The organism is Azospirillum mesophilum (assembly GCF_053470405.2).
Genome location: NZ_JBPXMQ020000001.1, coordinates 152,587 through 175,361, shown reverse-complemented (window position 1 = coordinate 175,361; position 22,775 = coordinate 152,587). Strand labels below are relative to the sequence as shown.

Annotated in this window: 16 protein-coding genes; 11 read left to right on the top strand and 5 right to left on the bottom strand. The window is 67.4% G+C overall.

Translation table 11 applies throughout. The features are described from left to right. Positions 1 to 2 precede the first annotated feature (2 nt). Positions 3 to 2,783 (bottom strand): ATP-dependent DNA helicase, encoded by a 2,781-nt coding sequence (locus ACSVC7_RS00815; RefSeq protein ID WP_448204498.1) that lies wholly within the window; start codon positions 2,781 to 2,783, stop codon positions 3 to 5. Positions 2,784 to 2,889: 106 nt separating this feature from the next. Here ACSVC7_RS00815 and mtgA point away from each other — a divergent pair, with 106 nt between their 5' ends. Next, complete coding sequence (gene mtgA, locus ACSVC7_RS00810; protein ID WP_448204497.1) at positions 2,890 to 3,564, top strand: monofunctional biosynthetic peptidoglycan transglycosylase; 675 nt, start codon at positions 2,890 to 2,892, stop codon at positions 3,562 to 3,564. 260 nt (positions 3,565 to 3,824) lie between these two features. Here the strand turns inward: mtgA and ACSVC7_RS00805 are convergent, their stop codons facing one another. Both ACSVC7_RS00805 and ACSVC7_RS00800 read right to left on the bottom strand, forming a co-directional pair. Further along, a complete protein-coding gene (locus tag ACSVC7_RS00805) occupies positions 3,825 to 4,403 on the bottom strand; it encodes a YjaZ family protein (RefSeq protein WP_448204496.1) in 579 nt (192 codons plus the stop codon). 161 nt (positions 4,404 to 4,564) lie between these two features. Then, on the bottom strand, positions 4,565 to 4,888 hold the full coding sequence (locus ACSVC7_RS00800) for a DMT family transporter (RefSeq protein ID WP_448204495.1): 324 nt from the start codon (positions 4,886 to 4,888) through the stop codon (positions 4,565 to 4,567). Between the two features lie 163 nt (positions 4,889 to 5,051). Here ACSVC7_RS00800 and ACSVC7_RS00795 point away from each other — a divergent pair, with 163 nt between their 5' ends. Both ACSVC7_RS00795 and ACSVC7_RS00790 read left to right on the top strand, forming a co-directional pair. Continuing rightward, positions 5,052 to 6,620, top strand: coding sequence for a lysine--tRNA ligase (locus tag ACSVC7_RS00795; protein WP_448204494.1), 1,569 nt, complete (start codon positions 5,052 to 5,054; stop codon positions 6,618 to 6,620). 507 nt (positions 6,621 to 7,127) lie between these two features. Then, positions 7,128 to 8,369 (top strand): DUF2336 domain-containing protein, encoded by a 1,242-nt coding sequence (locus ACSVC7_RS00790; RefSeq protein WP_448204493.1) that lies wholly within the window; start codon positions 7,128 to 7,130, stop codon positions 8,367 to 8,369. A 4-nt stretch (positions 8,370 to 8,373) separates the two neighbouring features. Here the strand turns inward: ACSVC7_RS00790 and ACSVC7_RS00785 are convergent, their stop codons facing one another. Then, on the bottom strand, positions 8,374 to 8,877 hold the full coding sequence (locus ACSVC7_RS00785; RefSeq protein WP_448204492.1) for a hypothetical protein: 504 nt from the start codon (positions 8,875 to 8,877) through the stop codon (positions 8,374 to 8,376). Positions 8,878 to 9,148: 271 nt separating this feature from the next. On the opposite strand from ACSVC7_RS00785, the gene mdh reads away from it, so the two are divergent. From mdh to ACSVC7_RS00755, 6 genes are all read left to right on the top strand, one after another. Continuing rightward, positions 9,149 to 10,117, top strand: a complete 969-nt coding sequence (gene mdh / locus ACSVC7_RS00780) for a malate dehydrogenase (RefSeq protein WP_448204491.1) — start codon at positions 9,149 to 9,151, stop codon at positions 10,115 to 10,117. A 214-nt stretch (positions 10,118 to 10,331) separates the two neighbouring features. After that, positions 10,332 to 11,528, top strand: coding sequence for an ADP-forming succinate--CoA ligase subunit beta (sucC, locus tag ACSVC7_RS00775; protein WP_448204490.1), 1,197 nt, complete (start codon positions 10,332 to 10,334; stop codon positions 11,526 to 11,528). A gap of 1 nt (position 11,529) precedes the next feature. Continuing rightward, positions 11,530 to 12,405: a succinate--CoA ligase subunit alpha gene (sucD, locus tag ACSVC7_RS00770; RefSeq protein WP_448204489.1), complete on the top strand. Its 876-nt coding sequence runs from the start codon at positions 11,530 to 11,532 to the stop codon at positions 12,403 to 12,405. 162 nt (positions 12,406 to 12,567) lie between these two features. After that, on the top strand, positions 12,568 to 15,498 hold the full coding sequence (locus tag ACSVC7_RS00765) for a 2-oxoglutarate dehydrogenase E1 component (protein ID WP_448204488.1): 2,931 nt from the start codon (positions 12,568 to 12,570) through the stop codon (positions 15,496 to 15,498). Between the two features lie 41 nt (positions 15,499 to 15,539). After that, on the top strand, positions 15,540 to 16,787 hold the full coding sequence (gene odhB / locus ACSVC7_RS00760; RefSeq protein ID WP_448204487.1) for a 2-oxoglutarate dehydrogenase complex dihydrolipoyllysine-residue succinyltransferase: 1,248 nt from the start codon (positions 15,540 to 15,542) through the stop codon (positions 16,785 to 16,787). 141 nt (positions 16,788 to 16,928) lie between these two features. Then, complete coding sequence (locus tag ACSVC7_RS00755) at positions 16,929 to 17,465, top strand: REP-associated tyrosine transposase (protein WP_448204486.1); 537 nt, start codon at positions 16,929 to 16,931, stop codon at positions 17,463 to 17,465. A gap of 73 nt (positions 17,466 to 17,538) precedes the next feature. On the opposite strand, the gene ACSVC7_RS00750 is transcribed toward ACSVC7_RS00755, so the two are convergent. Beyond that, entirely contained in the window at positions 17,539 to 19,818 is a 2,280-nt protein-coding gene (locus tag ACSVC7_RS00750) for an ATP-binding protein (RefSeq protein WP_448204485.1), read from the bottom strand. A 213-nt stretch (positions 19,819 to 20,031) separates the two neighbouring features. Here ACSVC7_RS00750 and ACSVC7_RS00745 point away from each other — a divergent pair, with 213 nt between their 5' ends. Together ACSVC7_RS00745 and zapE are read left to right on the top strand one after the other, a co-directional pair. Beyond that, entirely contained in the window at positions 20,032 to 21,402 is a 1,371-nt protein-coding gene (locus ACSVC7_RS00745) for a diguanylate cyclase (protein ID WP_448204484.1), read from the top strand. Positions 21,403 to 21,489: 87 nt separating this feature from the next. Next, positions 21,490 to 22,647 (top strand): cell division protein ZapE, encoded by a 1,158-nt coding sequence (gene zapE / locus ACSVC7_RS00740; RefSeq protein WP_448204483.1) that lies wholly within the window; start codon positions 21,490 to 21,492, stop codon positions 22,645 to 22,647. Positions 22,648 to 22,775: the final 128 nt, after the last annotated feature.

The window sequence follows — 22,775 nt, the reverse complement described above, 5'->3', positions numbered from 1 at the left end:
CCTCACCAGCCCCGCAGGAACTCCGCCGTTTCCTCCACCGCCTCCTTGATGCCGACGCGCCGCACCTCGACGCCCTCCGGGAAGGCACCGAACAGGCGGCTCGGCATCATGGGGTCGAGCAGGACGAACACGCCCGTGTCGTCAGCCCTCCGCACCAGACGCCCAAAGGCCTGCTTCAGCCGCAGGCGCGCGATCATGTCCTCGTAGCGGCGGCGGCCGAAGGCATCGCGCCGGGCGCGGTGCAGGATGTCGGGGCGCGGCCAGGGCACGCGGTCGAACACGATCAGCCGCAAGGATCGGCCCGGCACGTCCACCCCGTCGCGCACCGCGTCGGTGCCCAGCAGGCAGGCGTGCTCCTCCCCCCGGAAAATGTCGATCAGGGTCGCCACGTCCAGCGGGTCCACATGCTGGGCGTAGAGCGGCATGCCGGCCTCGTCCAGCGGCCCGACGATCCGGTCGTACACCGCGCGCAGCCGGCTGATCGCCGTGAACAGCCCGAGGCCCCCGCCGCCCGCCGCCTGGAACAGCGAGCGGTAGGCGGCGGCCACCTGCCCCAGGTCGTCCTTGCGCACGTCGGTGACCACCATCACCCGCGTGCGGTTGGGATAGTCGAAGGGCGAGGGCACCTGCGCGCGGATCGCCGGCTTCGGCAGGTGGGAGGCGCCGCAGCGGTCCTCCGCCGCCTGCCAGTCCATCGTGACGTCGCCCGTGCCGTCGGTCAGCGTGGCCGACGTGACGACCATCCCATGCGCCGGCCCGGCCAGCGCCTCGGCAAACGGCACCGTCGGGTCCACCCAATGCCGGTAGAGCCCAACGTCCACGTCGCGTCCGTCGATGCGCTCCACCGCGAACCAGTCCACGAACTGCGGCGGGGTCTCCACGGCCAGGGTCTTCAGCATCGACCGCCACGCCTCGACCGTCAGCACGCCGCGCCGGGTCAGGCTGCGGGCCATGGCGTCGATGCGCCGGCGCTGGTCGCTGTCCAGTTCCGCCGTTTCGTCCTCCAGCCGGGCGGCCAGCCGCTTCGATAGCCCCTCCAGCGGTTCCGACAGGCGGACCAGAGCCCCTTCCAGCGCCGCCGCCGCGTCGAGCAGACCGTCCACCGGGTAGGCCTTGTCGGCCTCCAGGCTGTAGGGGCCGCCCTGCCCCGCCGTCCGCGCGTAGACCTGATGGCGCGCCGTCAGCAGGAACTTTTCGGTCGGCCCCTGCGGGTTGTCCGCCGCCAGCCGCGCCGCCCAGCCTTCCGCCGGCAGCACGCGGGCGCCCATCAGCACGGCGTCCAGCAGTTCCTGCGCGCGCTCGTCGTCGGCGACCAAATCCTCGATGCGGCGTTTGAGGCCCCGCGCGCGGCTGCGCCCGGTCTCCTCCGCGCCCAGCAGCCAGCGCCGCAGCTCCTGCGTCTCGCGGCCCGTCAGGTGTCCGGCGAAGGCGCTGTCGGCCGCGTCGAAGACGTGGTGCCCCTCGTCGAAGACATAGCGGGTGGGCAGCGTCGGCTCCTCGCCACCCCCAAGGGCGGCCTGCACCATGACCAGCGCGTGGTTGGCGATGACCACGTCGGCCTTGCGGGCGCGGCGGATGCTCTTCTCGATGAAGCAGCGGGCGTAGTGGTCGCAGGCCGAATAGATGCACTCCCCCCGCCGGTCGGCGAGACCGAGCGTCCGCCCCCGCCCGGCGAGGTCCACCAGCCAGCCCGGAAAGTCGCCGCCCGTCAGGTCGCCGTCCCGCGTCGCCGCCGCCCAGCGCGCCATCAGCCCAACGCCCACGGCCCCAGCACCAGAAACAGATGGCGGCTGCATGGGCATGCCCCGGATGGCCTCCTCCAGGTTCAGCAGGCACAGGTAGTTTTCCCGCCCCTTGCGCAGCACGACCTTGCGCGCCTTGGTCGCCGGGTCGGGGTAGAGGCGGTCCAGCTCCGCGTCGATCTGGTGCTGGAGGTTGCGGGTGTAGGTGGAGATCCACACGGTCCCGCCGTTCTTCTCCGCCCAGACGGTGGCCGGCGCCAGATAGCCCAGCGTCTTGCCGACGCCCGTTCCGGCCTCCGCCAGCACGACGTTCGGCGTGTCGGGGGCGCTGCGCGGGGCGAAGGCGGCGGACACCGCGCTGGAATAGTCGGCCTGCTGCGGGCGCGGCTCCGCCGTCTTGCCGGGCACCATGGCGGAGAGCATCTCGGCCAGCCGTCGCCGCGCCTCCTCCGGCTTCACCGGGTGTTGGGCGGGGGGCGGCTCGGGCGGGCCGTCCTGCCATTCCTTGATGCGCATCCAGACGCGCAGGCCGGCGCGGGCGGCGCCCTTCTCCGGCCCTTCCGGCTTGCCGAGTGCCGCCAGTACGGCCGGTCCCCAAGGCCAGCCGGCGCGCCCCATTTCCCAGGCAAAAGCCACGGGATCGGAAGCGTCCTCCCGCCCCGGCGCGCCCAGCAGACCGAGCAGCCGCCGCACCGCCCGTTGCAGCGCCAGCGCGTCGGCCTCCAGCCCGTCCGGGATGGGCAGGTCCAGCGCCTCCGCCAGCCCGCGCGGGGTCGGCACGCAGAAGCAGGCGGGCTTCACGAAGGCGAACAGCTCCAGCACGTCGAAAGCGGCGAAGGGCTCCACCCCCAGCCGCCGCGCCATGGCCCGCGCATGACAGACCAGCGGCGGCTGTTTGCGCACGCGCATCGCGGCGGCGGCGAGCGACAACTCCTCCACCTCGCCGTCGGAGGTCAGCAGCACGACCTGCCGCGCGCCGGCCACCAGGGCTGGCGCGTCGTCGAGGCTGAAGCTGCGGGCAGGCACCGAAGACAAATCCATGGCGCGCAGTATAGAGGCCCCCGCCCGCCCAAAGCGAGCAAACCCGTGTTGACCTTACGGCCGGTCCCACCCGAGAGTGGCGGCCCGACCATAGGAGACGGAGTGCATGCGGCGCGTCGTGAGGATGATGCTGGCCTTTGCCCTGGCGCTGGCGGCCTTCAGCGTCGGCTGGGCGGCGCTCTACCGCGTCGTCCCGGTGCCTTTCACGCCCCTGATGCTGATCCGCGCCGCCGAGGGTTCGGGGCTGGAGAAGGACTGGCTGCCGCTGTCCGGCATCTCCCCCCACCTCGCCCGTGCGGTCATCGCGTCGGAAGACACGCTGTTCTGCGGCCACGGCGGCTTCGACTGGGCGGCCATCGAGGGCGCCTTCGAGAGCAACGAGGAGGGCGAGCGCCTGAAGGGCGGCAGCACCATCAGCCAGCAGACCGCCAAGAACGCCTTCCTCTGGCCGGACCGCAGCTGGATCCGCAAGGGCGTGGAGGCCTGGTTCACCCTGCTGATCGAGAGCTTCTGGCCCAAGCGCCGCATCCTGGAGGTCTATCTGAACATCATCGAATGGGGCAACGGCGTCTACGGCGCGGAGGCCGCCGCGCGCCACCATTTCCGCAAACCGGCGTCCGCCCTGACCCGCCGCGAGGCCGCCCTGCTCGCCGTCGTGCTGCCCAGCCCGCGCAAGTGGTCGCCGAACCCGCCCGGTGCCTACGTGGCGCGGCGGGCCGGCATCATCGAGCGGCGGATGGCGATCGTGGAGCGCGACGGGCTGGCGGAGTGTGCGCGGTGAACTCCACAATGATTGCAGCCCGCATACCAACGATACGCCATTGACGCAAAAACGAAGCGGACCATATGATGCGTTTGATGGAACGACCGATCGACTGAGGGCCTCGGCCCGACAGCGTTCCCCCGCCGCTCACGCGGTCCACATGGGACATGGGATACCGGGCAACCGGCGAAAAGAGGGCGTCGAGCTAGCCAAGGGCATCGGAAACGATGCCCTTTGGCGTTTCCAGGGCTTGTGGTGCGCTGCTGGGACAGCGGCGACTATCCCGCGTAACGGATCGTTTCTCCCCGAAGCGTCTTGGAAACGATAGTCGCAAACGAGACTTCCGTGCCGATGACCGGCATATTCGTTGGATACGCGCTTTCGACGATCATCTGGAGTTGGTGGCGGATACCATTCCAACGACCCTTGTTTTTCCTCATCGCAAAGAAAATGCGATAGTCCCGCCCATCATCCAGTTTGATACGCCCATCGAAGGTCATGTAATTCCGCTTCTCAGGCGTCAGGAAACATTTGTGGTTCGCCACGCCCGAGATGAGCGTCGGCAGCCCTTCCGAAAGGCCGTATCGCTCTGCATCGAATACGCGGCGGCGGTGATGGTCGAGAACAACCATACTTCCACAGTGAACGTCATCACGAAATGACGAGGTCCAGCAGTGACTGGTAAAAGACACAAGAATCTTTACAACTTCCCCTTTGGGAAGAAGGACCTGAAACACAAAGGGTATCAGGTGCTCGACCTCGATGTCGGTATCGGCCGCTTCGGTCAAAGAAACGGGTTGGTTATCCCGGTCCCAAAGCTGGCCGTTCTCATCGATCCGGTACGGAAAATGCGCCATTAAAATTCGCCGGCCGCCCAATTCCCCGATCCACCCCACATCCCGGAGGCGCACAGGCGGCCTGTCGCGGCAAAGGCATCACGCCAGCGTCAATCCATCATTGTCGGTTGAGTGTCAAGGCAGCACACACAATCCAGAAAAATTGCGGCGCTCGCGCCCCCTCACGCCCCACCCCCCGCCATCCGCAAACTCACCACCCCCGCGACGATCAGCAGAATCCCGGTGAGCTTCAGCAGGCTGACCGACTCCCCGAACACCCAGACGCCGATCGCCGCGACGGCGGCCGTGCCGACCGCGGACCAGACCGCGTAGGCGACGCCCACCTCGATCTCCTTCAGCGCCTGGGCCAGCAGCGCGAAGGCCGTCAGATAGCAGGCCGTCACCGCCAGGGCGGGCCACAGGCGCGTCATCCCGTCGGACATCTTCAGGGAGACGGTGCCCACGATCTCGAACGCGATGGCGAAGGACAGGTACAGCCAGCTCATTCCGGTTCCCAGAAGGACGATCCCCGCAGAAATCTGCGCGCACGGAGCGCGCCGGGCAAGCGCGGGACTGCGTTGCGTTTTGTCGGCCGGTTGACGCGCGGCCCGGTCCGCCCTAGGGTCCCTGCCTTTCCACGGTTTTATTCGAGTTTGAAGGGGCTCTACCATGACCGGCGAGCGGGAATTGGCGTTGCAGGCGAAGGCGTGGCCGTTCGAGGAGGCGCGCAAACTGGTCGCGCGCTTCGCGAAAGAGCCGCCGGCCAAAGGCTACGTCCTGTTCGAGACCGGCTACGGCCCGTCGGGCCTGCCGCACATCGGCACCTTCGGCGAGGTGGCGCGCACCACCATGGTCCGTCAGGCCTTCCAGCGGATGAGCGACATCCCCACCAAGCTCTTCTGCTTCTCCGACGACATGGACGGACTGCGCAAGGTCCCGGACAACATCCCGAACAAGGAGCTGGTGGCCGCCAACCTCGGCAAGCCGCTGACCCAGGTGCCCGACCCGTTCGGCACGCACGAGAGCTTCGGCGCGCACAACAACGCGCGCCTGCGCGCCTTCCTCGACAGCTTCGGCTTCGAGTACGAGTTCCAGTCCTCCACCGACTGGTACAAGTCCGGCCGCTTCGACCAAGCGCTGCTGGGCGTCCTGCGGAACTACGACGCGATCATGGCGGTGATGCTGCCCACGCTCGGCGAGGAGCGTCAGCAGACCTACAGCCCCTTCCTGCCCGTGTCCCCGACCTCCGGCCGCGTGCTCCAGGTCCCGGTGCTGGAGCGCAACGTGGACGCCGGCACCATCGTCTTCCAGGACGAGGACGGGAAGAAGGTCGAGGTTCCCGTCACCGGCGGCCACGTCAAGCTTCAGTGGAAGCCCGACTGGGGCATGCGCTGGTACGCGCTGGGCGTCGACTATGAAATGTACGGCAAGGATCTGATCCCGTCGGCCGAGCTGGCCGGCAAGATCGTCAACATCCTCGGCGGCACCGCGCCGCAGGGTTTCAATTACGAGCTGTTCCTGGACGACAAGGGCCAGAAGATCTCCAAGTCCAAGGGCAACGGCCTGACCATGGAGGAGTGGCTGGCCTACGCCCCGCCGGAGAGCCTCGCCCTCTACATGTTCCAGAAGCCGAAGTCGGCCAAGCGCCTGTATTTCGACGTGATCCCGCGCGCGGTGGACGAGTATCTGGCCTTCGTCGCCAAGCTGCCCGTGGAGGAGCCGGCCAAGCAGCTGGAGAACCCGGCCTGGCACATCCACAACGGCAAGGCCCCGGCCGTCCGCTCCGACGTGTCCTTCAACCTGCTGCTGAACCTCGCCGGTGCGGCGAACGCCGAGACCAAGGACGTGATGTGGGGCTTCATCAGCCGCTACGCGCCCGAGGCGACGCCGGAGAACAGCCCCTTCCTGGACAAGCTGGTCGGCTACGCCGTCCGCTACTACCAGGATCAGGTGAAGCCGACGAAGCAGTACCGCGCCCCCACCGACGCCGAGCGCGCCGCGTTGGAGGACCTGCTGACGCGGCTGGACGCCATCCCCGCCGGTGCGGCGGGCGACGTGATCCAGAACGAGGTCTTCGCCGTCGGCAAGGAGCACGGCTTCACCGAACTGCGCGCGTGGTTCCAGGCGCTGTACGAGGTGCTGCTGGGCCAGACGACCGGTCCGCGCATGGGCTCCTTCATCCAGCTCTACGGTCTGAACGAGACCAAGGCGCTGATCCGCGAAAAGCTGGGTGCCTGACGAACTTCCCTCGTTGTTGGCTTTTCCATTGTTGGCCGGACCACATATCCGTGTGGCCCGGCCAATTCTATTTCAGCCGCAACAACGAGCCAGTCTTCGCGCCCGGCTCATTTCGGACGCAACTGTGCCGGCCCGCGATCGTTCGGGATTTCAGCAATCAATTTCTCTGCCTCGAAGCGGGCAAACCACCGAATTCCTGCCCACACCCTAGGCAAACAACCTGAAACTCCCCCGTTGCCATGCGCATACCGCACTGCACCAATTCCAACTTGGTATTACCAAGCTCCCGCTTCAGGGCATAATATCTGGGCTCGTTACTGCTTTTGCAGTGCGTTTCCTCCCTAAACTCTCAAGGCCGCGCCTCCTAATGGGCTGCGGCCTTTTTTCTTTCCGCGCCGCAGCATGCGCCACTTGAGCCCGCCCCGTGACACCTTCCTCGCGACACATTCCTCGTGACAAGACGCGCGCATTAGCCGCCCATTAACCGGCGCGTCGTTGGATGGTCGCATGACCGCTCGCACGCTCATCCAGCCGCCTCCCGCTCCCCGGGAGGACCCGAACGAGGGCGTGGCGCCGGAGCTGCTGGGCTACCTGTTCGACGAGGCCTCCGCCGCTCCCCGCGCCATTCCGCCGGTGGAACAGCCGTGCCCGCCGCCCTCCCGCCAAGACCAATCCCGCGCGGTGGCCCGTCGCGTCGGCGACGCGCTGATCGAGTCGCGGCTGGCCGGCATGGGTGACGCGGACGTACGCGCGACCCTGGCGCGCAAGCTGTGCCGCCTCCTGCCCGACCTGCCGGCGGATGGCGACGACCGGGTGACCACCGTCGCCCTGCGGGCGCTGGAGCAGCTGGCCCGCGACCATGTGACGCGCGTGCGCGCGGCGCTCGCCTCCGCCGTGAAAGACGTCGCCTGCGCGCCGCCCGAGGTCGTGCGCAGGCTGGCCAGCGACGTGGAGCGTTCGGTGGCGGAGCCGGTCCTGCGCTGCTGCGCCGCGCTGACCGACGCCGACCTGCTGGCGGTCATCGCCACCCAGCCCGAGGGCTGGGCGCTGTCGGCCATCTCTGGGCGCGCCCATGTCAACGCGCCAATCTCCGATGCGATCGTCGGCACAGGCCACGCCGAGGCCACGGGCGTCCTGCTCGACAACACCGGCGCCATCATCCCCGAAGACACGCTGGAACGGCTGGTCGAAGGGTCCGCCCGGAACCCGGACTGGCAGCCGAAGCTCGCCCGGCGGCCCGTCCTGCCCCGCCGTCTTGCCCTGCGGCTGGCCGATTTCGTGGACGTCACGGTCATGGACGTGCTGCGCCGCCGCCCCGACTTCGACGAGGCCACGGTGGCGGAGGTCGTCGCCGTGACCCGGCGCCGCGTCGATTGGGTGGAGGCGCGGGACCCCGCCGAATCGCCGGAGCGCCGGGCCATCCGGCTGCACCGTCACGGGGCGCTCGATGAAACGGTCGTGGGCGACGCCCTGTCCTGGGACGAGGGGGCGTTCGTGCGCGCCGCGCTGGCCCTGCGCGCCGCGGTTCATCCCGCCCTGGTGGACGAAATCCTGGCCTCCGGCGACGCCCGCGCGGTGACGGCGCTGGTCTGGCGGGCCGGCTGTTCCATGCGCTGCGCCATGCAGGTGCAGACGCGCGTCGCCGGCATCCCGCCGCGCGCCGTGCTCAACGCGCGCCAGGGCACCGGCTTCCCGCTCACCCCACCCGAGATGGTCCGCCTGCTGTCCCGCTACGGCGTGAAGCCGTAAGCCGTCACTGGATCGGAACGGGCTGGGCCTGGGCCGGGCGCCGCCCCGTCCGGCGCTGGGTGCCGTCGGCCGGCGCCGCCGTCGGGCCGCCGCCCACACCCGGCTGCCCCATGTCGTAGGGGCCGTTCACCCTTGAAACGTCGCTCATCTTCGGCGGCGTGACGATCGGTTCGCCGGTGCCCGCGTCGAACTGGATCACCGCGCTCTGGCGCACCTTTTCACAGACGGTCCGCTTCTGGACGATCGCCGGATCGGCGGAGCCGTCGAGGGTCACCAGCGGCAGCACCCACCCGCTGCGCTCGTCGGCCGGGATGGAGGTGAAGACGTAGTTCAGCACCGGGCGGCAGTAGGACTCCGCCGCCGACGGCTGCGCGTCGATCACGGGGGCCGCCGCCAGCGCGGCGTCGAAGTCTGCGACGGTTTGTCCCAGCGCGCCGCCGGCGCCCCCCAGCGCCAGGGGAAGGGCCAGGGGCAGCGATAGCAGAAAAGCCGGTGCGAAGCGGGGCATGAGCATCCTCTCAGCTCGGAAGGAATGTCCTGAAAGCGATAAAAAATATTCCAGATCGCGGAACGAACGCCAGATTCTTGTTTGCGGTTCCGCCCTTTCGCCGTAATCGATGCACAGTTTCGGACCCATGCTTGCGGTCACGCTTGCCCTCGGGCCGGAATCGCGCTAGGAACCGGCCTTGAAATCTCAGGGCGCTGGATCCCTAGGACGCTTGACTCAATCGGTTCTGTCCTCCGCTGAATGGGGGACGCTCACGCTTAGGGAACGCTCCATGGCTCGCAAGAAGATTGCGCTCGTCGGTGCCGGCCAGATTGGCGGCACGCTGGCTCTGCTCGCCGCCCAGAAGGAACTCGGCGACGTCGTTCTGTTCGACATCGCGGAAGGCATGCCGGAAGGCAAGGCCCTCGACCTGGCCGAGACCGCGCCGGTCGAAGGCTTCAACGCCAAGCTCAGCGGCGGCAACGACTACTCGGTCATCGAGGGCGCCGACGTCGTGATCGTCACCGCCGGCGTGCCGCGCAAGCCGGGCATGAGCCGCGACGATCTGATCGGCATCAACACCGGCGTCTGCAAGACCGTCGGCGAAGCCATCAAGAAGTACTGCCCGAACGCCTTCGTCATCGTCATCACGAACCCGCTGGACGTGATGGTGTGGGTGCTGCAGCAGGCTTCCGGCCTGCCGCCGGAGCGCGTGGTCGGCATGGCCGGCGTGCTCGACTCGGCCCGCTTCCGCTACTTCCTGGCCGCCGAGTTCAAGGTGTCGGTCGAGGACGTCACCGCCTTCGTGCTGGGCGGCCACGGCGACACGATGGTCCCGCTCGTCCGCTACTCGACCGTTGCCGGCATCCCGCTGCCGGATCTGGTCAAGATGGGCTGGACCACGCAGGAGAAGCTGGACGCCATCGTGCAGCGCACCCGTGACGGCGGCGCTGAGATCGTCAAGCTGCTGAAGACCGGCTCGGCCTTCTACGCCCCGGCCGCGTCCGCCATCCAGATGGCCGAGTCCTACCTGAAGGACCAGAAGCGCGTCGTTCCGGTCGCCGCCTACCTGACCGGCCAGTACGGCCAGAACGACATCTACGTCGGCGTCCCGACGATCATCGGCGCCGGCGGCGTCGAGAAGATCATCGAGATCGAGCTGTCCGCCGAAGAGAAGAAGATGTTCGACCACTCCGTCGACGCTGTGAAGCAGCTCGTCGAGGTGGTCAAGAAGCAGGAGGCTGAGAAGGCCGCCTCCTAAGGCTCCTTCTCGTCGCCTGCGCGCTTGCCTGCGGCTTTATTGCCTGGGGCGGACGGTATGAAGCCGCCGCCCCGGGTGGTAAAGTGCCCGCGGCCCTGCTCGCCCGACGGCGAATGCCCCCTCTTCGGATCTTCGCCCCGGCGCGCAGCCAGGCAGGAAACGCCTGCTTTTATTCGCCCATCGTCAGCCGACCAAAAAAACAGATGGACGCCCGATGAATATCCATGAATACCAGGCCAAAGGCCTGCTGAAGAAGTACGGCGTCGCGGTTCCCCGCGGCGGCGTCGCCTACACGCCCCAGGAAGCCGAGACCGTCGCCCGCGAGCTGGGCGGCCCGGTGTGGGTCGTCAAGTCGCAGATCCACGCCGGCGGCCGTGGCGCCGGCCGCTTCAAGGACAACCCCGAGGGCAAGGGCGGCGTCCGCGTCGTCAAGTCCATCGAAGAGGTCGGCAAGAACGCCGGCGAGATGCTGGGCCATGTCCTGGTGACCAAGCAGACCGGTCCCGAGGGCAAGGAAGTCAAGCGCATCTACGTCGAGGAAGGCGCGGACATCAAGCGCGAGCTTTACCTCGGCCTGCTGACCGACCGCGCGTCGGGCCGCGTCACCATCATCGCCTCGACCGAAGGCGGCATGGAGATCGAGGAAGTCGCCGCCAAGCACCCGGAAAAGATCATCAAGGTCAACATCGACCCGGTGACCGGCGTGCAGGGCTACCACACCCGCAAGGTCGCCTTCGGCCTGGGCCTGGAAGGCAAGCAGGTCAGCGCCGCCGCCAAGTTCATCACGGCCGCCTATCAGGCCTTCGTGGACCTGGACTGCGCCATCGTCGAGATCAACCCGCTGATCGTCACCGGCGCCGGTGACATCCTGGCGCTCGACGCCAAGATGAGCTTCGACGACAACGCGCTGTTCCGCCACAAGGACGTGGAAGAGCTGCGCGACGAGGCCGAAGAGGATCCGGCGGAGATCGAGGCGGCCAAGCACAGCCTCAACTACGTCAAGCTCGACGGCAACATCGGCTGCATGGTGAACGGCGCCGGCCTGGCGATGGCCACCATGGACATCATCAAGCTGTACGGCGGCGAGCCGGCCAACTTCCTCGACGTCGGCGGCGGCGCCACGAAGGAGCGCGTCACCGCGGCCTTCAAGCTGATCCTGTCCGACCCGAACGTCGAAGGCATCCTGGTCAACATCTTCGGCGGCATCATGCGCTGCGACGTCATCGCCGAAGGCGTTGTCGCCGCTGCCCGTGAAGTGCACCTGCACGTTCCGCTGGTCGTCCGACTGGAAGGCACGAACGTCGAGCTGGGCAAGAAGATCCTCAGCGAGTCCGGTCTGCCGATCCTGTCGGCCGACAACCTCGCCGACGCCGCCGAGAAGGTGGTCAAGGCCGTGAAGGAGGCCGCGTAAGATGGCTGTTCTCGTCGATAAGAACACGAAGGTGATCTGCCAGGGCTTCACCGGAGCCCAGGGCACCTTCCATTCCGAGCAGGCGATCGCCTACGGCACCAAGATGGTCGGCGGCGTCACCCCGGGTAAGGGCGGCACCAAGCACCTCGACCTGCCGGTGTTCGACACCGTCGCCGACGCCGTGGAGAAGACGGGCGCCAACGCCTCGGTCATCTACGTGCCGCCGCCGTTTGCGGCCGACGCCATCCTGGAGGCCATCGACGCCGAGATCCCGCTGGTGGTCTGCATCACCGAGGGCATCCCGGTCCTGGACATGGTCCGCGTCAAGCGCGCCCTGACCAACTCCAAGACCCGCCTGATCGGCCCGAACTGCCCCGGCATCATCACGCCGGACGAGTGCAAGATCGGCATCATGCCGGGCCACATCCACAAGCGCGGCAAGATCGGCATTGTCTCCCGTTCGGGCACGCTTACCTATGAAGCGGTGGCGCAGACGACCGCGGCGGGCCTGGGCCAGACCACCTGCATCGGCATCGGCGGCGACCCGGTCAACGGCACCAACTTCGTGGACAGCCTGGAGCTGTTCCTGAAGGATCCGGAGACCGAAGGCATCATCATGATCGGCGAAATCGGCGGCGACGCCGAGGTCAAGGGCGCGGAGTTCATCAAGGACTCCGGCACCAAGAAGCCGGTCGTCGGCTTCATCGCCGGCCGCACCGCTCCTCCGGGCCGCCGCATGGGCCACGCCGGCGCGGTGATCTCCGGCGGCAACGACACCGCCGACTTCAAGATCGAGTTCATGAAGAGCGCCGGCATCGCCGTGGCCGACAGCCCGGCCAGCCTGGGCTCCACCATGCTCAAGATCTTCAAGGGCTGATAAGCCGAAACGGCGGGGGGCTCCGCCTCCCGCTGGCCTGGCCATAGGGTTGACGGCTCTTGGATCCCACCGTTCCGGGGTCCAGGGGCCGTCGGCTCCTCCGGTCAAAGACAAATAAAAATCATCTCAGAGGGAACCGGGCGAAACGCCCGAGGCAATGACATGTCGGCTAATCTGGAGAAGACCTCGTTCCTGTTCGGCTCGAACGCCGAATATGTCGCCGAGCTGTACGCGCGCTTCCTGAAGGACCCCTCCTCGGTGGATCCGAGCTGGAACGGCTTCTTCAAGGAGCTGGACGACGACTCGCGCGCCGTGCTCGATGAGCTGAACGGCCCGTCCTGGAGCCTGGAGGACGGCCTGCTCGGCAACGGCACGCTGGACCCCGTCGCGGCGTCGCTCGAAAGCGGCCCCGGCAACGGCCTGGTGGCGGGCAACGGCAACGGCGGCCTCGTCGCCCATGCCCAGCAGGTGTACGGCGGCATCAGCCACCAGCAGCTCCGCGCGGCCACGCTGGACAGCATCCGCGCCCTGATGCTCATCCGCGTCTACCGCGTGCGCGGCCACATGAACGCGCATTTCGACCCGCTGGGTCTTGAGAAGCGCGAGCCGCACCCGGAACTGGATCCGGCGACCTACGGCTTCGGCCCGGGCGACATGGACCGCCCGATCTTCCTGAACTACTCGCTGGGCCTGGAGACGGCGACGCTCCGCCAGATCCTCGACATCCTGCAGAAGACCTACTGCGGGAACATCGGCGTCGAGTTCATGCACATCCAGGACCCGGAAGAGAAGGCCTGGATCCAGGAGCGCATCGAGGGCGGACGCAACCACACCGAATTCACGGTGAACGGCAAGCGCGCCATCTACGAGCGCCTGATCGCCGCCGAGGGCTTCGAGAAGTTCCTGCAGCTGAAGTACACCGGCACCAAGCGCTTCGGCCTTGAGGGCGGCGAGTCGATGATCCCCGCGCTGGAGCAGATCCTGAAGCGCGGCGGCCAGCTCGGCCTTCGGGAAGTCGTCGTCGGCATGGCCCACCGTGGCCGTCTGAACGTGCTGACCAACTTCATGGGCAAGCCCTTCGCCGCCGTCTTCTCGGAGTTCCAGGGCAACCCGTCCAGCCCGCAGGACGTGCAGGGCTCGGGCGACGTCAAGTACCACCTGGGCACCTCGTCGGACCGCGACTTCAACGGCAACATCGTCCACCTGTCGCTGACCGCCAACCCCTCGCACCTGGAGTGGGTGAACCCGGTCGTGCTGGGCAAGGTGCGCGCCAAGCAGGCGCAGCGCCACGACCTGGAGCGCGAGCAGGTGATGGGCGTGCTGATCCACGGTGACGCGGCCTTCGCCGGCCAAGGCATCGTGGCCGAGACGCTGGGCCTGTCGGAGCTGCGCGGCTACCGCACCGGCGGCACCATGCACTTCATCATCAACAACCAGATCGGCTTCACGACGAACCCGCAGTACTCGCGGTCGGGCGTGTACTGCTCCGACATGGCGAAGATGGTGCAGGCGCCGATCTTCCACGTGAACGGCGACGATCCGGAATCGGTCGTCCACGTCAGCCGCATCGCCACGGAGTTCCGGCAGAAGTTCAAGCGCGACGTCGTGATCGACATGGTGTGCTACCGCCGCCACGGTCACAACGAGGGCGACGAGCCGGGCTTCACCCAGCCGCTGATGTACAAGAAGATCCGTTCCCACGCGACCACGCGCGAGCTGTACGCCAAGCAGCTGGTCGAGGAGAACGTCCTCACCCAGGCCGAGTCCGACCAGATGGTCCAGGACTTTATGAAGAAGCTGGAAGGTGAGTTCGAAGCGGCCAACTCCTTCAAGCCGAACAAGGCCGACTGGCTGGAAGGCAAGTGGACCGGCCTGGAAGCCGCCCAGACCGACGACGAGCGCAAGGGCAACACCGGCGTCGCGCTCGACATCCTCCGGGAAGTCGGCGCCAAGCTGTGCGAATACCCGAAGGACTTCGCGATCAACCCGAAGATCGCCCGCCAGCTGGAGGCCAAGAAGAAGTCGCTGGAATCCGGCGAGGGCATCGACTGGTCCACGGCGGAGGCGCTCGCCTACGGCACGCTTCTGGTCGAGGGCAACGGCGTCCGCCTGTCGGGCCAGGACTCCGGCCGCGGCACCTTCTCGCACCGCCACGCGGTGATGTACGACCAGAACACCGAGGCCAAGTACATCCCGCTGAACCACCTGCGCGCCGACCAGGGTCCGTTCGAAGTGCACGACAGCCCGCTGTCGGAAGCCGCCGTGGTGGGTTTCGAATACGGCTACACGCTCGCCGAGCCGCACAGCCTGACCCTGTGGGAAGCGCAATTCGGCGACTTCGCCAACACCGCCCAGACCATCATCGACCAGTTCATCTCGTCGGGTGAGTCGAAGTGGCTGCGCATGTCCGGCCTCGTCATGCTGCTGCCGCACGGCTATGAGGGCCAGGGTCCGGAGCACTCCTCGGCCCGTCCGGAGCGCTTCCTGCAGATGTCGGCCGAGGACAACTGGCAGATCTGCAACCTGACCACCCCGGCGAACCTGTTCCACGCCTTCCGCCGCCAGATCCGCCGGCCGTTCCGCAAGCCGCTGATCCTGTTTACGCCGAAGTCGCTGCTGCGCCACAAGCTGTGCGTCTCCAACCTGTCGGAACTGGCGACGGGCACGCACTTCCGCCGCGTGATCGGCGAGACGGCGACGGACCTGCTGCCGGCCGAGCAGATCCGCCGCGTCGTGGTCTGCACCGGCAAGGTCTACTACGACCTGCTGCAGGAACGCACGACGCGCGGCATCAAGGACGTCGCGATCCTGCGCCTGGAGCAGCTCTACCCGTTCCCGCGCTCGGCCCTCACCGAGGAGTTCGCCAAGTACCCGAACGCCGAGGTCGTGTGGTGCCAGGAAGAGCCGGAAAACCAGGGCTACTGGACCTTCGTCGACCGCCGCCTGGAAGGCAGCCTGACCTCGATCGAGCACAAGGCGCGCCGTCCCAGCTACGCCGGCCGTCCGGCCGCCGCGTCGCCGGCCACCGGCCTTCTGAAGCGCCACAACCAGGAGCAGGCCAAGCTTCTGGAAGACGCGCTGATCATCCGCTGACCCACGCCCAAGCGTAAAACAAGAAAGAACGAGAGGAACTTATGGCTACCGAAATCAAGGTCCCCACGCTGGGCGAGTCGGTCTCCGAGGCCACCGTCGCCCGTTGGCTGAAGCAGGTCGGCCAGCCGGTCGCCGCCGACGAACCGCTGGTCGAGCTGGAAACCGACAAGGTCACGCTTGAGGTCAACGCGCCGGCCGCCGGCACGCTGGTCGAGATCGTCGCCGCGGACGGCGCCAATGTCGGCGTCGGCGCCCTGCTGGGCGTTCTGGGCGAGGCCGGCGCTGCCGTCGCCGCCCCGGCGAAGGCCGCGGCTCCGGCCGCCGCTGCTCCGGCCCCCGCGGTTGCGGCCCCGGCTCCGGCCGGTGCCGGCGCCGCCGTGGCCGACGCCGGCCCGGCCGCCCGCAAGCTGATCGAGGAAAAGGGCCTCGACGCCTCGCAGATCGCCGGATCCGGCAAGGGCGGGCGTGTCACCAAGGGCGATGTGATCGATCATGTCGCCAAGCCGGCGGCTGCCCCGGCCGCCGCTCCGGCCCCGGCCCCGCAGAAGTACCAGTGGACCGCCGGCACCGCCGGTGACCGTCCGCGCGCCGCCCAGGAAGAGCGCGTGCGCATGACCCGCCTGCGCCAGCGCATCGCGGAGCGCCTGAAGGAAGCCCAGAATAGCGCCGCCATGCTGACCACCTTCAACGAGGTGGACATGACCAACGTCATGGCGCTGCGCAACGAGTACAAGGACTACTTCGAGAAGCGCCACAAGGTGCGTCTCGGCTTCATGTCCTTCTTCGTGAAGGCCGCCATCCAGGCGCTGAAGGAGATCCCGGCCGTCAACGCCGAGATCGACGGCACCGACATCGTCTACAAGAACTACTACGACATCGGCGTCGCCGTCGGCACGCCGAATGGCTTGGTGGTTCCGATCGTCCGCGACGCCGACAAGATGGGCTTCGCCGACATCGAGGGCAAGATCGGCGAGTTGGGCAAGAAGGGCCGTGACGGCAAGCTCTCCATGGAAGAGCTGACCGGCGGCACCTTCACCATCTCCAATGGCGGCGTCTACGGCTCGCTGATGTCGACCCCGATCATCAACCCGCCGCAGTCGGCCATCCTCGGCATGCACAAGACCATGGACCGCGCGGTCGTGGTCAACGGCAAGGTCGAAGTCCGCCCGATGATGTACCTGGCCCTGTCCTACGACCACCGCATCATCGACGGCAAGGAAGCGGTCACCTTCCTCGTCCGCATCAAGGAATGCATCGAGGACCCGCGCCGCCTGCTGCTGGACGTCTGATAAGGGTCACGTGGGAGGGCACCGCCCTCCCACATCTCCTGCATCTCTTGAAGAGGCGCCGCAAGGCGCCTTTTCTTTTGGAAAATGCCTACGTAGGTTGGGCCAAGCGCCAGCGCGGCCCAACACCACGGAGCGGACCCTATGCGTTACCGCCGTGACCGCACCCCCGGCGGAACCTATTTTTTCACGGTCGTGACACAGGACCGGCGCCCGCTTTTCGCCGACCCGCAATTCGTCGACCTGCTTCGGGGAGCGTTCCGCGCGGTCCGTGCCCGTCACCCGTTCACCATCGATGCCATCGTTGTCCTTCCCGATCACCTCCACACGATTTGGACTCTGCCTGAAGGCGATGCTGGCTATGATGTCCGCTGGAATCAGCTGAAGGGCTGGCTCTCAAAACGTTGCCCAGAATCCATTTGCGACTCCACGCTATCCAACCGGAGGGCAAGACGAGAAAAATCCATCTGGCAACGCCGATATTGGGAACACCGCATTCGGGACGAGCAGGATTTGGCCGCGCACATGCACTACATTCACTGGAACCCGGTGAAGCACGGCCTTGTCGCCTCTGCCTCCGAATGGCCTTATTCATCCTTTCACGCCTGTGTTCGGCGGGGACTTTACTCTCCGGAATGGTCGCCTTCTTCGCCACCATCCGTGCCCGGTTCGGAGAACTGAAGCCGATTTCGCGCAACGGGTGTTGGGCCGCCCTTCGGTTGGCCCAACCTACGGCGAAGCTCTTACGGCCGCCTCACACCAGCGCCGCAGCGGCCACCATTGCCGCCGTTTCGCCCGGCTTGACGATGCGGCTGGCGGGCAGTCGGGCGGTCATGGTGGTGCCCACACCCGGTTCGCTGGCGCAGGTCAGCGAGCCTCCGTGCAGTTCCATCAGGTTCTTGGAGATGGACAGGCCCAGCCCGGTGCCCTCGAACTGGCGGCTGGCGGTGTTGTCGGCCTGGCGGAAGGGTTGGAACAGATGTTCCATGAAGTCCTTCGGGATGCCGATGCCGGTGTCGGCGACCGACACGGCGAGGCTGCCATCCTCCTCGATCCGGGACGACACCGTGACGCTGCCGCCGGCCGGCGTGAACTTCACGGCGTTGGACAGCAGATTCAGGATCACCTGCTTGAAAGCGCGGCGGTCCACCCAGACCGTGGGGAGCCCCCCGCCGGAGGCGTTGCACAGCTCCACCCCGTTGTCCTTGGCGCGGTCGCGGACCATCATCAGGCACTGCGGTAGCGCCTCGCAGGGGTCGATGACCTCCTCGTTCAACTCGTAGCGGCCGGATTCGATCTTCGACATGTCCAGCACGGCGTTCACGATGTCCAGCAGGTGCTTGCCGCTGTCGTGGATGTCCTTGGCGCAGGATTTCTGCCGCTCGTTGAGCTTGCCGAAGAACTCGCTGTCCAGAATTTCGGAAAAGCCGATGATGGCGTTCAGCGGGGTGCGCAGCTCGTGGCTCATGTTCGCCAGGAATTCGGACTTGGCGCGGTTGGCCATTTCCGCCTGGCTCTTGGAGGCGAGCAGTTCGGCTTCCTGCTGCTTGCGCTTGGTGATGTCGCGGATGACACCAACGAAGACGCGCGGGCCGCCCGGCTCGGCGCCCTCCCCGCCCGTGACGTCCAGACGCAGCTCGCTCACGGCCAAGTTCATGGGGAAGGTGCTGCCGTCGCGGCGACGCGCCACCACCTCGCGGTCGTTGCCGATGATGCGCGATCCGCTGTCGGGGCGGTAGCCGGCCATGGCCCGGTCATGCTCGGCGTGAAAGGACTCCGGCAGCAGGATGTTGACACTTTTTCCCACCACCTCCGCTTCCAGGTAACCGAACATCCGCTCGGCCGCGGGGTTGAAGGTCTCGATGCGGCCGCGGGCGTCGATGGTCACCACGGCGTCCACCATGGATTCCAGGATGCCCCGGATGCGCCGTGACGCGCGCGCCAGCGTCGCCTGATCCTGGTCGCGCCGGGCCTGCTGCCGTTCCACGTACCAGGTCAGGACAGCGATGGCCGCCGTCATCGCCAGCGCCATCAGCGTCCACACCAGACTGTCGCGCCGCCACTCCGCCAGGGCGTCGGCCTTCGGAAGGGTGGTGACGACTGTGAAGGGGTAGTCGCGCATGCGGCGGAAGCTGGCGATGCTCGGGCTGCCGGCGAGCGGAAGAACCGTGTCCAGCGTGCCTTCCCGCCGGCTCTGGACCACGGCCTGGATGTCCGGCCATTCGCGCAGGTGCGTCAGGCGCCGCCCGGTCTCCACCAGCGGCCGGTGCAGCAGGATCACCCCGTCGTCCAGGGCCAGCGTGACCGTGCCTCTCAGCCCCGGTCGCATGCTTTCAAGGCTGCGTCCCAGCCTCAGGGGGTTGATCATCGCCACGATCACGCCGCCGAAGCTGCCATCCGGGCGGTTCCAGCGCCGGCTCATCGGAATCACGTCCGTGCCCGGAACAACGCGGCTGGGAATCGGCGACCCGATGTAGAGCCCGTCCCCCTCGGCCCCGTCGTGACGCTGGTGGAACGCGAAATAGCCCCGGTCGGCCACGCTGAAGGTCGGCGGAGTCGTGTTCGCGGAGTGGTGCAGCGTGATGCCCCGCTCGTCCACCACCACCAGCCCGGCGATGGGCGTGATGGCGTCGCGCCGGGCGCGCAGCAGGTCGTGGATCGCCGTGCTGCCCACCGTCCGGCCCTCCGGATGCACATCCAGCACGGCCATCAGGTCGGTCAGCAATTGGTCCACGCCGAACACCGTCCGGACCGCCTGCTCTTCCAGGACGAGGGCGAGGTTGCGGGTCGACTGTTCCGCGGCGTCGATGGACTCGGCATAGTGCTGCCAGATGCCATAGCCGATCATCGCGTTCACCACGGCGATGAAGGCCACCCCCGACGCGCGCATCAGGAAGCGCACCGAGCCCAACGCCTGGAACAGCCGCTCCCCCAATCCGCCCGGGTGCGGCCCGAATTGGTGCGGGGCGGACGGCGGAGGGCTGGAAGGCAGGGACGGCGGAGTCGCGGCGCGATCCGGATTGCGATGGACCATGGCTGCTTGGGCGCTTCCATTGCGGACAGCCACCACCCAGACCGAGGTCGCGGGGCGCCGCCCATTGGCATCAATCTTGCGCGAAATCAATAATGAAAGTTTAACCTTTTGAACACCGAACATCGACCCCTTTCCACGCTCGATTGACTCTTTCCGTCAGGGGATCGCGGCTGTACAAGGGCGTGGGATGGGCTGGCGACGGGGGATGGGCCGATGGAAAGCCAGAAAGACCGCAAAACCGCGATCCTGGCCGAAACGCTGTCGTCGCTGTGGGCGGAGGTCGACCCCGGCGTGCGGGCCCGCGTGACGGCCATCGCCGCGGCCGACGCCGACGCCATCTCCGACACCTTCTACGCGGTCCTGCTCGACCGGCCGGACAGCAACGCCTTCCTCAGCCACGCCCTGGTGCAGGAACGGTTGCGCCCGTCCCTCGCGCGCTGGCTGCGCAACCTGTTCAGCGCGTCGGCCGACACCGAGATCGCGGCGGTGCTGGAGCAGAACTACCAGGTCGGCCTGATCCACGCGCGCATCAACATCCCGCTGACGCTGGTCAACGCGGGCATGCGCATCATCAAGAAGGAGATGGCGGCGCGGCTTCTGGATTCGGACCTCAGCCGATCCCAGACCGGCGGGGCCATCCTGTTCGTCAGCGAGGTGCTGGACACCGTGCTGGACAACATGCACGAGGCCTATCTGGGCGACCTTCTGGGCAACGTGCGGCACCAGCAGTCGCTGAAGATGTTCATGACCGGCCAGAACCTGGCGCTGGAGGGGGAACGGCTGAAGTCTTCCCTGTTCGACTGGCTGCGCAACGCGGTGGTGGCCTTCTACGCGCACGAGGACAGCAACCGCGCCGACCCGCCGGCCATCGAATCGTCGGATTTCGGCCTGTGGCTGAACCATAAGGCGGAGCTGACCTTCGGCCGCGCGGCGGAGCTGGACAGCATCCGCGCCCGGACGGAGCGCATCAGCGCCAAGGTCGCCTCCGCCGCCGAGGGCGGTTGGGTCACCCCGGCCTTCGTGAAGGACCTGAACAACGACGTCACCGAGATCGCCTATCTGCTGAGCGCGATCATCGAAAAGGCGATGGAGATCGAAGGCGGGCGCGACCCGCTGACCCGCCTGCTGACGCGGCGCTTCATGCCGTCGATCTTCCAGCGCGAGGTGAACATCAGCCTGCGCCACGGCAAGCCCTTCGCGGTCCTTCTGGTGGACGCCGACCATTTCAAGACCATCAACGACACGCTGGGCCATCAGGCCGGCGACGCGGTGCTTTCCGATCTGGCGGAGCTGCTGCACACCAACGTGCGGGCTGGCGACTTCGTGTTCCGCTACGGCGGGGAGGAGTTCCTGGTCCTGCTGACGGAGATGGACGAACCGTCCCTGCGCGTGAAGTCCGAACGGCTGCGGCAGCTCGTGGCCGAGCACCCCTTCAAGAGCGCGGGGGAAAACGTGCGCGTCACCGCCTCCATCGGCGCGGCGCTGCACGACGGTCATCCCGATTACGAGCACACGGTGCGCCGGGCCGACGCCGCGCTCTACGAGGCCAAGCGGCAGGGCCGCAACCGCGTGGTCATCAGCTGAACAGAGGGCGCCCCTCCGTCCACAGACGTTGCCCCGCGGTGCAGCATCGGCTAGGAAGAAAGCCTCTCCAGCCGAGACTGCGAATCCATGTCTGACGGACCGCTTTCCCTCTATCGCGCCCGCCGCGGCACCGGCACCCTGCGCCCGGATCCGGACCAGGAACTGGCCGCGGAAAAGCTGCAAAGCCTCTACAACGCGCTGAAGGGCTACCGTCCGCAGCCGGCCTCCAGCGGCGCCGGCGGCAGCAAGCTCGGCTGGCTGGAGCGCTTCGGCCTGGGCCGCAGCCGCCCGGAACCGGTGGAGGCGCCGCAGGGACTGTACCTCTACGGCGGCGTGGGCCGGGGCAAGTCCATGCTGATGGACCTGTTCTTCGACACCGCCCCCGTGGACAAGAAGCGCCGCGTCCACTTCCACGAATTCATGCTGGAGGTGCACGAGCGCATCCACCAGCACCGCCAGTCGGGCAAGTCCAAGGGCAAGGACGCCGACGACGCGCTGCCGGAACTGGCCCGCGCGCTGGCCGACGAGGCGTGGCTTCTGTGCTTCGACGAGTTCCACGTCACCAACGTCGTGGACGCGATGATCCTGGGCCGGCTGTTCACCAACCTGTTCGATCTGGGCGTGGTGGTCGTGGCGACCTCCAACTGGCCGCCGGACATGCTCTACAAGGACGGCTTGCAGCGCGAGCTGTTCCTGCCCTTCATCGCGCTGCTGAAGGAAAAGCTGGACGTCCTGGCGCTGGAAGGCCCGACCGACTACCGGCTCGACCGCCTGCAGGGCAAGCCGGTCTATTTCTGGCCGCTCGGCCCCGAATCCACCGCGAGGATCGACCGGACGTTCGCGGCACTGACCGACGGCGCGGCGGGCGAGCCCACGCACCTGCTCGTCCAGGGCCGCCGGGTGGAGATCGCCCGCGCCGCCCGATGCGTGGCCTCCGTCGATTTCTGGAGCCTCTGCGGCAAGCCCCTCGGCCCCGCCGACTACATCGCCATCGCGACGCACTTCCACACCGTGCTGATCCACGACGTGCCGACGATGAAGGACGAGCTGCGCAACGAGGCCAAGCGCTTCATGACGCTGATCGACGCGCTGTACGAGCACAAGGTGAACGTCGTCATCGCCGCCGCCGGCCCCCCGGAACGCCTCTACCCCGAGGGCACCCACGCCTTCGAGTTCGAACGCACCGTCAGCCGCCTGATGGAGATGCAGTCCGACGACTACCTGAAGCGCCCGCATCTGACCTGACCCAAACGGCCTGATGCCGCCAGAGTTACCCCGGCGATGCGGCCTTACTCCCGCTTCGCGTTGGAGATGTCGGGCCGTCTTGCGTTGTATCCCTAGACGAGGATCAACGGCGAGGGAGACGGCGGAAG

What these genes read in the sequence shown, in the direction of transcription:
- ACSVC7_RS00795 (WP_448204494.1), top strand. Translation starts at nt 5,052, where the DNA reads ATGACCGGCGAGCGGGAATTGGCGTTGCAGGCGAAGGCGTGGCCGTTC.
- ACSVC7_RS00750 (WP_448204485.1), bottom strand. Translation starts at nt 19,818, where the DNA reads ATGGTCCATCGCAATCCGGATCGCGCCGCGACTCCGCCGTCCCTGCCT.
- zapE (WP_448204483.1), top strand. Translation starts at nt 21,490, where the DNA reads ATGTCTGACGGACCGCTTTCCCTCTATCGCGCCCGCCGCGGCACCGGC.
- ACSVC7_RS00790 (WP_448204493.1), top strand. Translation starts at nt 7,128, where the DNA reads ATGACCGCTCGCACGCTCATCCAGCCGCCTCCCGCTCCCCGGGAGGAC.
- mdh (WP_448204491.1), top strand. Translation starts at nt 9,149, where the DNA reads ATGGCTCGCAAGAAGATTGCGCTCGTCGGTGCCGGCCAGATTGGCGGC.
- sucC (WP_448204490.1), top strand. Translation starts at nt 10,332, where the DNA reads ATGAATATCCATGAATACCAGGCCAAAGGCCTGCTGAAGAAGTACGGC.
- odhB (WP_448204487.1), top strand. Translation starts at nt 15,540, where the DNA reads ATGGCTACCGAAATCAAGGTCCCCACGCTGGGCGAGTCGGTCTCCGAG.
- ACSVC7_RS00785 (WP_448204492.1), bottom strand. Translation starts at nt 8,877, where the DNA reads ATGCCCCGCTTCGCACCGGCTTTTCTGCTATCGCTGCCCCTGGCCCTT.
- ACSVC7_RS00805 (WP_448204496.1), bottom strand. Translation starts at nt 4,403, where the DNA reads ATGGCGCATTTTCCGTACCGGATCGATGAGAACGGCCAGCTTTGGGAC.
- mtgA (WP_448204497.1), top strand. Translation starts at nt 2,890, where the DNA reads ATGCGGCGCGTCGTGAGGATGATGCTGGCCTTTGCCCTGGCGCTGGCG.
- ACSVC7_RS00765 (WP_448204488.1), top strand. Translation starts at nt 12,568, where the DNA reads ATGTCGGCTAATCTGGAGAAGACCTCGTTCCTGTTCGGCTCGAACGCC.
- ACSVC7_RS00815 (WP_448204498.1), bottom strand. Translation starts at nt 2,783, where the DNA reads ATGGATTTGTCTTCGGTGCCTGCCCGCAGCTTCAGCCTCGACGACGCG.
- ACSVC7_RS00800 (WP_448204495.1), bottom strand. Translation starts at nt 4,888, where the DNA reads ATGAGCTGGCTGTACCTGTCCTTCGCCATCGCGTTCGAGATCGTGGGC.
- ACSVC7_RS00755 (WP_448204486.1), top strand. Translation starts at nt 16,929, where the DNA reads ATGCGTTACCGCCGTGACCGCACCCCCGGCGGAACCTATTTTTTCACG.
- ACSVC7_RS00745 (WP_448204484.1), top strand. Translation starts at nt 20,032, where the DNA reads ATGGAAAGCCAGAAAGACCGCAAAACCGCGATCCTGGCCGAAACGCTG.
- sucD (WP_448204489.1), top strand. Translation starts at nt 11,530, where the DNA reads ATGGCTGTTCTCGTCGATAAGAACACGAAGGTGATCTGCCAGGGCTTC.